The organism is Amycolatopsis sp. WAC 01376 (genome assembly GCF_003947415.1).
Classification (GTDB): domain Bacteria; phylum Actinomycetota; class Actinomycetes; order Mycobacteriales; family Pseudonocardiaceae; genus Amycolatopsis.
In genome coordinates this window covers 188,264-201,537 of the sequence record NZ_QHKL01000008.1, presented here as the reverse complement: position 1 = coordinate 201,537, position 13,274 = coordinate 188,264, and the positions used below count along the sequence as shown (strand labels likewise).

The 13,274-nt window shown below is 67.7% G+C and carries 11 protein-coding genes; 8 read left to right on the top strand and 3 right to left on the bottom strand.

The window, feature by feature from the left end; all coding sequences use genetic code 11:
* Window positions 1–208 precede the first annotated feature (208 nt).
* Genes DMH03_RS34305 through DMH03_RS34295 form a run of 3 tightly spaced genes read left to right on the top strand, consistent with a single transcriptional unit; the run spans window position 209 to window position 3,421 of the window.
* Window positions 209–1,009: a TIGR03084 family metal-binding protein gene (locus DMH03_RS34305; protein WP_125796164.1), complete on the top strand. Its 801-nt coding sequence runs from the start codon at window positions 209–211 to the stop codon at window positions 1,007–1,009.
* The gene (locus tag DMH03_RS34300; RefSeq protein ID WP_125796163.1) at window positions 1,006–2,025 is read left to right on the top strand and encodes a carboxymuconolactone decarboxylase family protein; all 1,020 of its coding nucleotides are present in this window, start codon (window positions 1,006–1,008) and stop codon (window positions 2,023–2,025) included. Before DMH03_RS34305 ends, DMH03_RS34300 begins: the two co-directional genes overlap by 4 nt.
* Window positions 2,015–3,421, top strand: a complete 1,407-nt coding sequence (locus DMH03_RS34295; RefSeq protein WP_125796162.1) for a DHA2 family efflux MFS transporter permease subunit — start codon at window positions 2,015–2,017, stop codon at window positions 3,419–3,421. The genes DMH03_RS34300 and DMH03_RS34295 overlap by 11 nt, the downstream gene beginning before the upstream one ends.
* 723 nt (window positions 3,422–4,144) lie before the next feature.
* Here DMH03_RS34295 and DMH03_RS34290 read toward each other — a convergent pair.
* Both DMH03_RS34290 and DMH03_RS34285 read right to left on the bottom strand, forming a co-directional pair.
* The gene (locus DMH03_RS34290) at window positions 4,145–4,576 is read right to left on the bottom strand and encodes an SgcJ/EcaC family oxidoreductase (protein ID WP_125796161.1); all 432 of its coding nucleotides are present in this window, start codon (window positions 4,574–4,576) and stop codon (window positions 4,145–4,147) included.
* A gap of 31 nt (window positions 4,577–4,607) precedes the next feature.
* Window positions 4,608–5,786 (bottom strand): acyl-CoA dehydrogenase family protein, encoded by a 1,179-nt coding sequence (locus DMH03_RS34285; RefSeq protein ID WP_199749131.1) that lies wholly within the window; start codon window positions 5,784–5,786, stop codon window positions 4,608–4,610.
* A 267-nt stretch (window positions 5,787–6,053) separates the two neighbouring features.
* Between DMH03_RS34285 and DMH03_RS34280 the strand changes: the two genes are divergently transcribed.
* From DMH03_RS34280 to DMH03_RS34260, 5 genes are all read left to right on the top strand, one after another.
* On the top strand, window positions 6,054–7,451 hold the full coding sequence (locus DMH03_RS34280) for an NAD(P)/FAD-dependent oxidoreductase (protein WP_125796160.1): 1,398 nt from the start codon (window positions 6,054–6,056) through the stop codon (window positions 7,449–7,451).
* A gap of 56 nt (window positions 7,452–7,507) precedes the next feature.
* Window positions 7,508–8,887 carry an NAD(P)/FAD-dependent oxidoreductase gene (locus DMH03_RS34275; RefSeq protein ID WP_125796159.1) on the top strand — a complete coding sequence of 460 codons (1,380 nt, stop codon included), beginning with the start codon at window positions 7,508–7,510 and terminating at the stop codon, window positions 8,885–8,887.
* Between the two features lie 148 nt (window positions 8,888–9,035).
* Entirely contained in the window at window positions 9,036–10,022 is a 987-nt protein-coding gene (locus DMH03_RS34270; RefSeq protein WP_125785566.1) for a sigma-70 family RNA polymerase sigma factor, read from the top strand.
* Window positions 10,023–10,027: 5 nt separating this feature from the next.
* Entirely contained in the window at window positions 10,028–10,621 is a 594-nt protein-coding gene (locus tag DMH03_RS34265; RefSeq protein ID WP_158633148.1) for a TIGR03086 family metal-binding protein, read from the top strand.
* Window positions 10,622–10,680: 59 nt separating this feature from the next.
* A complete protein-coding gene (locus DMH03_RS34260; protein WP_125796157.1) occupies window positions 10,681–11,220 on the top strand; it encodes a pyridoxamine 5'-phosphate oxidase family protein in 540 nt (179 codons plus the stop codon).
* 568 nt (window positions 11,221–11,788) lie between these two features.
* Here the strand turns inward: DMH03_RS34260 and DMH03_RS34255 are convergent.
* Window positions 11,789–13,246 (bottom strand): MFS transporter, encoded by a 1,458-nt coding sequence (locus DMH03_RS34255; protein WP_125796156.1) that lies wholly within the window; start codon window positions 13,244–13,246, stop codon window positions 11,789–11,791.
* Window positions 13,247–13,274 lie beyond the last annotated feature (28 nt).

Here is a 13,274-nt window from a genome sequence, read left to right as displayed (position 1 = left end):
GCTCACCGGTCCGTGAAGGCCTCCTTGAGGGACCCAGAGTCCCTCAAGGAGGCCTTCACGGACCGGCCAGCACTCGCGACGGGCGCTTGTCCATTGTGGACATTCCGGCTGCCGGTTCGGCGCACGATGGGACATGACAGCGCACCGGCGGCACCGCCAAGCTAAGTCCGAGGAAAATCCTTGTCGATGCGCGTGAAAGGTGAACGGCGTGGCCGGTTTGCGGGAAGTCATTCAGGATCTGGACGCCGACGGCGATGAGCTCGACGCGCTGCTCGCGTCGCTCACCCCGGAACAGTGGGCCACGCCGACCCCGGCGCCGGGGTGGACGATCGCGCATCAGGTGGCGCATCTCGCCGCGACCTTCCGGATGGCGGGGCTGGCCGCGGCCGATCCGGAGGGGTTCAAGAACCTCGCCGGCAGCCTCGGGCCGGATTTCGACGCGAACGTCCACGCCGCGCTGTCGCAGTTCCTGCCCGATCCTCCCGACGTGCTGTTCGACCGGTGGAAGGCCGAGCGCACCGCGGCGTCGAAGGCGCTGGCCGCCGTCGATCCCGCCGGTTTCGTTCCGTGGCTGGTGAATCCGCTGCCTCCGTCCATTCTCGCGAGTGCCGGGATGATGGAGATGTTCGCCCACGGCCAGGACATCGCGGACGCGCTCGGCGTGCGCCGGACCCGGACGGAACGCCTCGGCCATCTGGTCGCGTTCGCGGTGCGGACGTGGGACTTCGGCTATCTGGCCAGGGGGCTCACCGCGCCCGCCGAGCAGTTCCGGTTCGACCTCGTCTCGCCCGCCGGCACCCACTGGGGTTTCGGGCCGGAGGACGCCACCCAGCGCGTCGAGGGCCCGGCGGAGGACTTCTGCCTGCTGGTCACCCGGCGCCGTCACCACTCCGACCTCGCCCTCGTGGCCACCGGTGAGCACGCGGCACACTGGCTGGAGATCGCACAGGCCTACCGCGGGCCCGCGGGCGAAGGGCGCGAAGCAGGACAGTTCAGTCAGGGATCATGACCTCCAGGTTGCTGCGAACCGCGTTGCGCCGCTCGCTCAGGCAGATCCGCTATGTGACCCCGGTCGCGCCGCGGCGGGCGACGGGGCTGGTGGCGGACGTGTACCGCCAGGTCGAGCGCGACTTCGGCATGCTCGCCCCGCCGGTGGCGCTGCACGCCGCCGCACCGGCGGCGCTCGCCGGGAGCTGGATGATGTTGCGGGAGACGCTGGTCGCGTCCGGCCTCGTCGATCGCCGGACGAAGGAACGCGTCGCCACCGCGGTGTCGCTGTCGAACGACTGCCCGTACTGCGTGACGGTGCACGGCGCGGCGGTCCGAGGGATCGGCGTCTCGACGGACCTGCCTGCGGACATGGACATCGCGGCCTGGGCGCGGGCGCCCCGGGCGGCGGGAACCCGCCCGTTCCCGGCCGAACACACCGCGGAACTCGTCGGGGTCGCGGTGTGCTTCCACTACCTGAACCGCATGGTGAACGTGTTCCTCGACGATTCGCCGCTGCCGGACGAGATCCCGGCGGCGGCCCGCGGCACTGCGGAGGCCTTCTTCAGCAGGTTCATGGGTGCGGTGGCGGCCAAACCGGGTGAGCCCGGCACGTCGCTCGAGTTGTTGCCTCGCGAACCGCTGCCGTCGGATCTGCGGTGGGCGGCGGGCAACCCCGCCATCGCGGCCGCGTTCGCCAGTGCCGCCGCGGCGATCGACTCCGCGACCCGGGACAGCGTCACCGAAGGAGTCGCCGCGCTGGTCCGCGCATGTCTGTCCACTTGGGATGGACAGCCGACCGGGCCGAGCCGCGCCTGGGCCGAGGAGGCGATCACGGCGTTGCCCGCGTCCGAACGTGCGGCCGGTCGGCTCGCCCTGGTCACCGCGATGGCCTCCTACCAGGTCGACGAGACGGTCGTGGCGGAGTTCCGGCGCGTCCATCGGGAGGACAGGGCCCTGGTCGAAGTGACGTCATGGGCGAGTATGGCGGCCGCGCGAAGGATCGGTGTACTGAAAACCGGCCAGGATGCGCGGTGACCTGACGCGGACCGGGGCGCGGTCCGATCCCTGGCTCGCGCTCGGCGTGTTGTGCCTCGCCAACTTCCTGATCCTGCTCGACACCACGATCGTGAACACCGCGGCGCCGGTGATGATGCGCGCGCTCGAGGCCGGGATAGACGAGATCCTGTGGATCTTCAACGGCTATCTGCTGACCTTCGCGGCGCTGCTGATCGTCTTCGGCCGCCTGGGCGACCTCGTCGGCCCGCGTACGGTCTTCATCGCAGGGCTGGCCGGGTTCACCGTCGCGTCTGTCCTGTGTGGACTGTCGACCAGTCCCGGGATGCTGATCGTCTTCCGGATTCTGCAGGGGGTCGGCGCGGCGGCACTGGTACCACAGGCACTCGTGTTGATCTCGGCGATCTTCCCGGCACGACGTCGTGGCGCCGCGTTCGGGATCTTCACCGCGGTCGCGGGTCTGGCGTCGGTGAGCGGGCCGACGCTCGGCGGCCTGCTCGTCACCGAGTTCGGCTGGCAGTCGGTCTTCTACCTCAACCTGCCGATCGGCCTGATCGCGATCGTCGCGACCCTGCGGCTGGTGCCCGCCCCGCGTACCGCACGCTCACACCGGTTCGACCCGGTCGGCGTGCTGCTCGCCACCACCGGCCTGACCGCGTTGGTGTTCGGGCTGATCGAGGGGGAGCGGCACGACTGGGGCACGGTGGCGGGCCCGGTCTCCATTCCGGCGATCTTCGCCGCGTCGGTGGTGTTGCTCGTGACGTTCGTGCTGTGGGAACGGCGCCGTGCGGAACCGCTGGTGCCGCTCACGCTGTTCCGTGACCGGAACTTCGGCATCGCGACCACGATCACGCTGATCACTTCGTTCGCGTTGTACGGCCTGCTGCTGGTGTTCGTGCTCGAGACGCAGACACTGCTCGGCATGAGCCCCGTCGAGTCCGGGCTGAGCGCGCTGCCCTGGACGCTGGCGCTCAGCGCGGTCGCTCCGGTCGCCGGCAGGCTGACCGACCGGATCGGCGGCAAACCTCTGCTCGTATCCGGGCTCGCGCTCTTCGCACTAGGCGTGCTCGGCGTCGGGCTCCTGCCGGACTCCTCGTCGACCGCCGCGGTGTTCGTCCTCCCGCTGATCGCGGTCGGCGTCGGACAGGGCCTGACCCTGGCGCCCGCGACGACCGAGGCCATGCGCGACATCACCCCCGGGGATTCCGGTGCCGCGTCCGGGATCCTGAACACCGCCCGGCAGGTCGGCGGTGCGCTCGGGGCGGCCGTGGCAGGCGCGATCCTGCAGAACCGCGCCACCGGGGAACTCGGGCAGCACGCGTTCCTGTCCGCCGCCCGCACGGCCCTCGCCGTCCTGGCCGGTGTACTCGTGGCCGGTGCCGCCCTGGCCACGCTCATGAAGCCCAAGCGACACTGAGGGCACGAAACCCGGCGTGTTCCGCCTTCAATCACGCGTGTTCGCCTTGCCGAAGTACATGAAGGCCCCCTTCCTTGCGCTAGTGTCCCGAGTCGGAAGTTCGTGTGGTAATTCGGCGTGGTGCCGAAGGATCTTGTTCTTGTTTTGTGCGGTGAAGATGCTGTCGGCTGAGGCCGTGAGCACTTCGCTGACTTCAAGGTAGCCAGGAGGCCTTCATGGCGAGGTTCCTGACCGGCTGCGGGAGCCGGCCCCGTGGGGTCGTGAGTGGTAAGTGTCGTTAGAACGACACTTACCACTCACGACCCCCGCGCAATGTACCCAAAATGGACACTAGTGCCTGCCCGGCGTCCCTTGTGGACGGTCAAGAGCCTCATCTTCACCTCATGACCCCCGGACCAGGCGCGAAACGGCCGGATATCGATACGGATTTACGGCGCGAACTCCCGGTTCAGGACACTAGGCGCAAGGAAGGGGGCCTTCATGTACTTTCACGACCGGCCGCCGGAGGTCACAGCCGCCCCACCGCCACCAGGGACCACATCCGAAGGTAGCGAAAGCCTCCTTCCCTACCTTCAGAGTAGGCAAGGAGGCCCTCACGGCCAGGAGAACGCGTACGCAGGAGGCGACACGCGAAATCGCACATATGGCGAAGGCACCCGCCCACGCCGATGCGCCCGAACGCCGTCCTCTGACTGGACGTTCGGGCGCAAGACCGGCGTGGTGTCAGTTCACCGACGTGCCGGGGACGGGAAGGCGCTGGGTGGCTGGGCTGTTCTGATAGGCGGCGAGCTTCCACTCGCCGTCCTGCTTCACCACGAACCACGCCGCGCGGATCGCCTGCGAGTCCGAGACCTCGGACTCGCCGGGCGCGAGTACCCCGCCCTGGGTCAGCAGCAGGCCGACCTCGCTCGAGAAGAACCGGATGTCGACCGGCTTACCGGTCACCTGGGTGCCCTTGTACTGGTCGGCGAAGGCCTCCTTGAGGTAGGTGCGGATCTCCTCACGGCCCTTCTTGTACAGGCCCGGCAGGATCATCGTGCCGTCCTCGGTGAAGACGTCGGCGAAGGTATCGGCGTCGTTGTACGCCCACGCCGAAATCACCTTCTGCGTGAGCGCGGCGACCGCGGCCTGCTCCGCCTTGGTGCTGGAGTCCATGGGTTCCCTTCCCTGTTCCGGATTTCGGCGATCAGAAGTACAGCGTGTTGGGTTCGAGACCGCAGAGCACGCGGCCGTACAGCTCCGTGTTGGTGTCGGGGTGCATGAGCGCGTGCAGGTTGACGGCCTGGACGTCACGCTGGATGCGCTGCATGAGCACGTCCGTGTAGATCGACGACCCGCCGCTCGCGGTGCTGAAGATGTCCACCGCCTCCTTGACGAGCGCGCACACCGCGCCCATGTCGGCGCGCGCCTGCGCACGCTCTTCCAGCTTCCACGAGGTGCCGTCGACGCTCTTGGTGTCCACCAGTGACGTCAGGCGCTTCCCGTGGAACTCCGCGGCGTCCAGTTTCAACGACGCGCTCGCGACCTGGAGATGGGTCAGCGGTGCCTCCCGCTGACTTTCGTATGCCGTATAGGTGATCTTCCGGTTCGGCAGGCGTTTGAGGAAGAACTCCTTGGCGGCGTTGCCCATCCCGAGCACGCTGCCGACCGACGAAGCGGACGCGACCGGCAGCAGCGGGGCCCGGTAGATCGGCGCGTCGGCGTTCCGCACGCTCGAGTACTGCCCCTGCAACATGGCGGGGAGCGGCATGATGCGTTCCTGCGGGACGAAAACCTCTTTCGCCACCGTGCTGACACTGCCGGTGCCCTTGAGACCCGAGGTGTGCCAGTCGTCGACGATCAGCAGATCCGACATCGGCACCAGTGCCATGATCGGGTAGGGCTCGCCCTCACCGCCGACCAGCACGGCGATGACCTCCTGCCAGTGCGCGTGATGCGCACCGCTGATGAAGCCCCATTTGCCGTTGATCACCACGCCGCCGTCGGCGGGGGTGGCCATCGCGGTCGGGCTGAGCGTGCCGCATACGCGGACGTCGGGTGTCGAGAACACCTCGTCCTGGACCTCGTCCGGGAATTGCGACGCCATCCAGGTGGGAATCCAGTACACCGCCGCGGTCCACGCGGTCGACCCGTCCGCCCTGCCCATTTCGGCCGCGACGTCCAGAAGTGTCGCGGTGTCCGCCTCGAATCCGCCGTACCGCTTCGGTGTGCGCAATTTGAACACGCCGGCGTCTGCCAGTGCGTCGATCGTGTCGTCGTGGAGCCGACGGTTTTCCTCGGCCCAACCGGCCTTGTCTCGGAGACTCGGACGCAGCTCGGAGATACGCCGCACCAGTTGCTCGCGCGTGGGAATTTCGGTGGACAAGACTGAAACCTCCTCGTGAAGGCGTGGACGGAACGCGTTCACCGCCGTCTGTCCGCCCCGGTGAGCAAGACGCTTTCATCGTGGGTGGGCCGGGGCATCTTCGATCGTGCCGCGTTGAACCGGGCGCACCCGCGCACAACCAGAGATGCGTGACCGGGCACGACACTGCCATGGTCGGTCCATTGCCGCCGCACCCTCAAAGATGCGCCGCCGTTCCGTCGGCTGAAAGCATTGCCCGAGCTGATCACGAGAAAGGGGACTGGCGCCGTGAGTAACGTGACCGGGAGACGGGCGATCGTACTGGGTGGCAGCATCGGCGGAACCTTGGCCGCGCGGGTGCTCGCCGAATTCTTTTCCGAGGTGCTGATCGTCGATCGCGACGAGATCGCCGGCGTTTACGAGGCACGCAAGGGAACTCCGCACACCCGGCACGCACACGGCCTGCACGCTCGCGGTCATTTGATCATCGAGGAATTGTTCCCCGGTTTCACCGAAGAATTGCGCGCCAACGGCGTGCCGACCGGTGATCTCGGGGAAATGCGCTGGTTCTTCGACGCTCGGGAGTTGCGGCCCGCGCGCACCGGATTGATCTCGGTGACGGCGCCACGTCCCTTCCTGGAAGGGTATCTACGCGCCCGCGTCGCCGAATTGCCGAATGTCAGGATTCTGGAAAAGCACGACATTCTCGGCCTGCTGGCCACACCGAGCCGGGACCGCGTGATCGGGGCACGGGTCCGGTCGCGCGCAGAGGGCGCCGAGGAGGAGGTGCTGCAGGCCGATCTCGTCGTGGACGCGACCGGGCGCGGCTCGCGTACTCCCGCCTGGCTGGAGGAATTCGGTTACGCCCGCCCGCGTGAGGACAAGGTCAAAGTCGGCCTCGCCTACACGACCCGGCTCTACCGGACGCGGCCGGAATGGTTCGGCGGCGTGCAATCGATCAACCCGGTCGCCTCACCCGCCCATCCGAGGGGCGCGTTCTTCGGGCAGATCGGGAAGGACACGTGCATCCTTTCGCTGACCGGCATCCTCGGCGACCATCCCCCGACGGAGCCCGGCGCGTTCCTCGAATTCGTCCGCTCGCTGCCGGTGCCGGACATCTACGACGCGGTCCATGACGCCGAAGGCCTGGACGCGCCGGTGAGCTTCGGCTTCCCGGCCAGTGTCCGGCGCCGTTACGAGAGCCTTTCCCGCTTCCCGGACGGCCTGCTGCTCATCGGGGACGCGCTGTGCAGCTTCAACCCGGTCTACGGCCAGGGTATGAGCGTCGCCTCCATCGAAGCATTGACCCTGCGCGAACATCTGCGGAAGGGCGGTGTGCGGCCCGGACCGTTCCTGTCGGACCTGGCCAAGGTGATCGACGCGCCGTGGGACATCTCGGCGGGCGGCGACCTGAACTTCCCGCGTGTGCAGGGCCGCCGCACGCTCAAAGTGCGGATGGGCAACGCGTACATGTCCCGTCTCCAGTACGCCGCGACCAAGGACGCCGGGATCGCCGGCGCGTTCATGCGGGTGGCGGGCCTGATCGACCCGCCGGAGACCCTGATGCGGCCGTCGATGGTGAGGCGTGTGCTGAAGCACGGCCTCGGCAGGCCGGCGCCGGGCCCGTCCCGGTCCGCGGCGCCCAAGCCGCTTGCTCCGCTCCACGATCGGGAGGAGCTGTCATGAAGATCCCATGGGCCGTCGCTCATCGCTAGCAGCGGTCCCTGAAACGGAGGCTTCACGTGGTCGATCATCTAGGCGAACGAGCGGTCGTTCTCGGCGCGGGTATCGCCGGTCTGCTGACAGCTCGGGTGCTGTCCAAGCGATATCGCACGGTTCTCCTCGTCGAACGAGACGAAATCATCGGTGTGACCGGTACCCGTCGCGGGATACCGCAGGGCTCGCACGCGCACGCGTTGCTCGCCAAGGGCCAGCAGATCCTGGAGGACCTGTTCCCGGGGCTGCTCGCGCAGATGCAGGACGACGGCGTCCCCATCGGCGACATGGCCGGCCGCCTGCGGTGGTATTTCAACGGCGCCCGGCTGGCACAGAAGGATTGTGGCCTGCTGAGCGTGTCGGCGACCCGGCCACAGCTGGAGGCCTACATCCGTGACCGGGTCTTCGCCCTGCCGAACGTCGAAGTCCGCCAGAGCACGGTGATCCGCGGTCTGGTCGTCTCCGACGACAAGACGAGGGTGAAGGGCGTCCGAGTCGCGGGCACGACCGCCGAGGCCGACGACGTCCTCACCGCGGACCTGGTCGTCGATGCGACGGGCCGGGGCAGCAGGACTCCCGCCTGGCTGGAGGAGTTCGGCTACGAACGGCCGAGCGAGGACAGTATCAAGATCGACCTGACCTACACCTCGCGTAATTTCACCTTGACCGAAGATCCGTTCGGGAACGATCTGGCGATCAACCCGGTCGCCTGCCCGGCGAATCCCCGGGGCGCCTTCTTCGTCAATCTCGGAAACGGGGAGGCGCTGGTCTCCTTGACCGGGATCATCGGCGACCGGCCGCCCGGTGAACTCGACGGCTTCCTCGACTACACGCGATCGCTGTCCGCGCCGGAGATCCACGGCGCGGTGCACACGGCGAAACCGGTGGGCGAGGCGACGTCGTTCCGGGTCCCGGCGAGCATTCGACGGCGCTACGACAAGCTGAGCCGGTTCCCGGCCGCTTTCCTGGTCATCGGTGACGGCGTGTGCGCCTTCAACCCGGTCTACGGCCAGGGGATGACGGTGGCCGCCATGGAGGCTGTCGCGCTCGCCGAGCATCTCGCGAAGGGACAGCCGCGGCCGGTCGAATTCTTCCGCGAACTGAAACCGATCATCGACGTGCCCTGGAGCATTTCCGCGGGCGGCGACCTCGCCTTCCCGGAAGTGGTCGGAAAGCGGGATCTGCAGGTCCGCATGGGCAACGTCTTCATGGCGCGTCTGCATACCGCCGCGCAGGTGGGCGGCAGGTTCACGGCGGCGTTCTTCCGGGTGGCGGGCCTCGTCGACCCGCCACAGACGCTCATGCGGCCGGCCTTCGTGCTCGACGCCCTGCGCACGGCACGTCGGGTGGTGAAGGGACGGCCTGCCCGCGGAGCGGACGTGGGCCTTTCGAGCGCCACTCGATAGGGCCTGTTTCCGCGGGTTCGGCGCTCACACAGGGTGATTTTCGGCGCGAGCGATGAGTTTCGGCGGGCCCGCTGGTCTGTATCGTTGTGACGTCGAATCGCCGGCGGGGACGAGGCATGGGTGCCGGTGAGGTGAGGGGAGGCAGCAGGTGCTGGTCGAGGAGGATTTCGAGCGGGTGACCGCGCCTTTCCGCCGTGAGCTGCTGGCGCATTGCTACCGGATGCTCGGCTCGGTCCATGACGCCGAGGAGCTCGTCCAGGAGACGTACTTGCGGGCTTGGCGCGGTTTCGGCGGGCTCGAACAGCACTCGTCGTTGCGTCAGTGGCTGTACCGGATCGCGACCAACGTCTGCCTCACCGAACTGGAACGCAGCGGACGGCGGCCGCTGCCTTCGGGCCTCGGCCATCCTCCGCTGGACGTCGCGCCGAGCGCGCTGGCGCCACTGCCGCACGTGCGGTGGGTCGAACCGAGCCCGGACAAGGTGTTCGGGGCGGGGACGGAGGATCCGGCCACCGTCGCGGCGTCGCGCAACAGCATGCGTCTCGCCCTCGTGGCCGCTTTGCAGCTGCTGCCACCGAAGCAGTGTGCGGTCTTGTTGTTCCGTGACGTGCTCAAATGGCAGACACCCGAGGTCGCGGACCTGCTGGGAATCAGCCATGCCGCGGTGAACAGCGCGCTGCAGCGAGCCCGTGCGACGGTCAAGAAGGCCGCTCCCGCGGAGGACGAGGTCGTCGACGTGCCCGCCCGCCGCGCGGTGCTGGACAAATACGTGGCCGCCGTCGAAAACGCGGACAGCAGCGCGCTGGCCGGGATCATGACGGAAAACGCGGTCTGGGAAATGCCGCCGTTGCCGATGTGGATCGCCGGCCGCGACGCGATGGAGTCCTTCATCGATCGCTTCTGTCCTTCGGCGGCGGGGGACAACCGGCTCGTCCGGACCTCGGCGAACGGGCAGCCCGCGTTCGCGGCGTACCTGCGGGGAAGCGACGGAGTGCACCGCGCACATCAACTCAACGTCGTGTCGGTCACCAACGAAGGAATCGACCACATCGTGTCGTACCAGTCGCCCGGCCTGTTCGAACTCTTCGACCTGCCGGAGGTCTTCGGCCGTCGGTCTGGACCGAGCGGGACGTGAAACCCGTGCCTGGAGTGGGGTTCGCGGACGGGTCGAGGCTGCTGGAGGGATCGATCGTCTATGCGCTCGTGGTCTTCACCGATATCGCGGAGGTCGATCTCGAGCGGGCCACGCCGTGCAGCGAATGGACTCTGCGCGAACTTCTCTGGCACGTCAACGAATCGATGGCGGACCTGCACGAGGGAATCGTGACCGGGGGAGTCGAACTCTTCAAAGTAGGGCAGGGGGCGATGGTTTCGGCGCCGACGCCGAAGCCGGGACCGACGGTCACGGCACAGGTGCTGGCCAGTCGTCTGCTGAGCGTCGTGAGCATGCGGGAATCCTCGCCGTCACTGTCCATCGGCGACCGTCCGCTGGACGGTGGCGTCGCCGCGAGCGTGGGGGCGATCGAGGTCGCCGCGCACGCGTGGGACATTTCGCATGCCTGCGGCCACAATCTCGACGTTCCGAAACAGCTGGCTCGTGACCTGCTCGAATTGAGCCACTCTGTCATTCCAGAGTCGCATCGGTCGCCCTTCTTCGCGCCCCCGGTCAAAGTGGGGCCTTCGGCGAGTGAGACGGACAAGTTCGTCGCGTTCCTCGGGCGAATGCCAGGGTGAGACCGAACGACGAGATCGGCGCCTGATTCCGGCGTCGTGACTCCGTGAGGAAGTACTAGATGAAATACTCCGACATCGTGCGGCTCGTGGAGACCGATCCGGTCGTACGGACGTTGCTGGAGATGCCCATCGCGCTGCGGATCGGATACACCGGCCTGGACGGCAGTCCCCGAGTCATCCCGGTCGTCTATCTCTGGGACGGCGCGGCCTTCGTCTTCGCGTCGCCTGCAGCGGCCTACAAGGTGAAGTCCATCGCGGCGCGTCCGGAGGCCGCGTTCTCCCTGGACGTCGGTCCCGGCCCGACCGCGGCCGAGGCGCGGGTGAAGATCTCGTCGTCACTCGGCCTGCCGGTCGTCGACTACGCGCCGATCGCCGTGACCGGACGCGGGACCACTTCGATCGAGATCTGTTCGGGGATCCCGCAAGTGCATCTGGAGATGGCCCGCCGGATGATCGGCGACGACAGGAAACTGAAGGACTGGGCCGACGGGCACGTCGAACGGGACAACGACTGGGCGATCATCTCGCTCACCCCGACCCATATCGCGGTCTGCGACTTCGTTTCCCGGTTCCCGCCGACGGCGGAACTCGGCCCGTGAGGGTGGATTGATGCCTACTCCGGACCGGTTCGGAGGCTGACGATGTAGGAATTGGGACGTTCAACGTCCCAATTCCTACATCGTCGCCGAGCTGCTCCGGTTCCGGCATTGATCAAGCTCGGGCCGCCTTCATCACTGCTCCGGTGCGAGACCATCGGAACGACACCGGCACTGCTGTCGCGGACGGCGTCTCTTGTGGACAGTCGAGAAGAGCCTCTTTGCCTCCCTGACGGTAGTGAAGGAGGCTTTCGCTACCGTCGGATGTGATCCCTGGTGACAGTGGGACGGTTGTGACCTCAGCGGCTGGTCCTTCATGTACTTCGGCAAGGCGTGACTCGCGTGTCTGGATGCCGCACTCGCGAGTTCCGTCTCTGAACACGCGAGTTACGCCTGTAAACACGCGAGATCCGGGTCTGAGCACGCGAGTGCGGTGTCGCGTCACCCAGCCTGCCGTCTCGCCCGAGACACGACACGTTTGCCTTACCCCTCAATAACCCGAATTACCACTCACGACAGAGAAACCAGGGCCGTGCCGGTCTCCCGGCACGGCCCTGGCATCGAGGGGTACCTACCGCCCTGTCGCGCCTTCGACGGGAGCCGGATCTGGGGTTCCGGTGCCGCCGGCGGGCGCGGACAGACCGGCGGCCCTCTTCCCGGGGGAGAACGCCGCGACGATGGCACCGAAGACCGAGCCGATCGCACCGACGTAAAGCGCCGCTTGGAAGCCGTCGATCGCGGAAGCCGGGCTGGCGTAACTGCCGTACATCGCGAAGACGGCGCCGAGGATGGCGACACCGAAGACGCTGCCCAGTTCCTTGACGGCGTTGTTGGCCCCGGCCGCGGTCCCCGTGTCGCCGGGGGGAACGGAACTCAACGCGAGCGTCGTCATCGTCGGGAAGCACATGGAGATACCGACGCCGGACACGATGAGCGGGCCGATCAGTTGCCCGTAGCCGATGCCGGGCGCCGTGACGGCCGCCATCCACGCCAGCCCGGCGGTCTGGAGCAGCATGCCGGCGACCATGAACGGCCGGGTGCCGAACTTGTCGGCAAGGCTGCCCGCGATGGGCGCGACGAGGAACGGCATACCGGTCCACACGAGGAGACGCAGACCTGTCTGGAGCGGATCGAGCCCGAGTCCGGTCTGCATGAGCTGCGCGAGGATGAACAGGGTGCCGATCACCGAGATCTGCTGACAGAAACCGACGATGTTCGCGGTGGCGAAACCACGGTTCCGGAAGTACGCCAACGGGATCATCGGATGGCTGGTCCGGGTCTCCCATTTGACGAACGCGGCCATGAGCACGGCGCCGAGGACCAGCGCGCCGATGACTTCCCAGCTGCCCCAGCCCACGGTGGGCGCCTGCACACCGGCCCAGGTCAGCGCGAAGAGGCCGACGCCCGCCAGTGCCAGACCACCCAAATCGAGCTTCGGTCGCCCGCCGTACGATTCACGAAGGACGCCGTAGGCGAGAGCCATCGCGATGATCGCGAAGGGAACGTTGAGCCAGAAGATCCATTCCCAGGACAGCCCCTCGGTGATGAAGCCACCGACGACCGGGCCGCCGGCGATGCCGACACCGGCGATGGCTCCCCAGATGCCCATGGCGGCACCGCGCTTCTCCGGCGGGAAGTTGTCCGCCAGGAGGCTCATGCTCAGCGGCATCGCCACCGCGGCGGCCGCACCCTGCGCGAACCGCGCCAGGATCAGGGTGTCGATGGAGGTCGACATCGCGGCCAGCACGGACGCGAGCGCGAACAAGCCGAGCCCGAGGACGTACATCCGCCTGCGCCCGAAGCGATCCCCGAGCGCGGCCCCGGTGAGGACGAGGCAGGCGAAGACCAGGTTATAGCCGTTGATGGTCCATTCCAGCTCGGAGAGGCTGGCTCCCAGTTCGGCCTGCAAACTCGGCAACGCGGTCGCGACCACGACGACGTCGAGTGACGTCAGGAAGACGCCGATGCCCACTGCGACGAGCGCCCATCCCGGCCGGAGACGGGGCGGGGTGACGGTTGAGGTATTCAAGGCCGCATCCCCTTTGCGCCCACCGAAG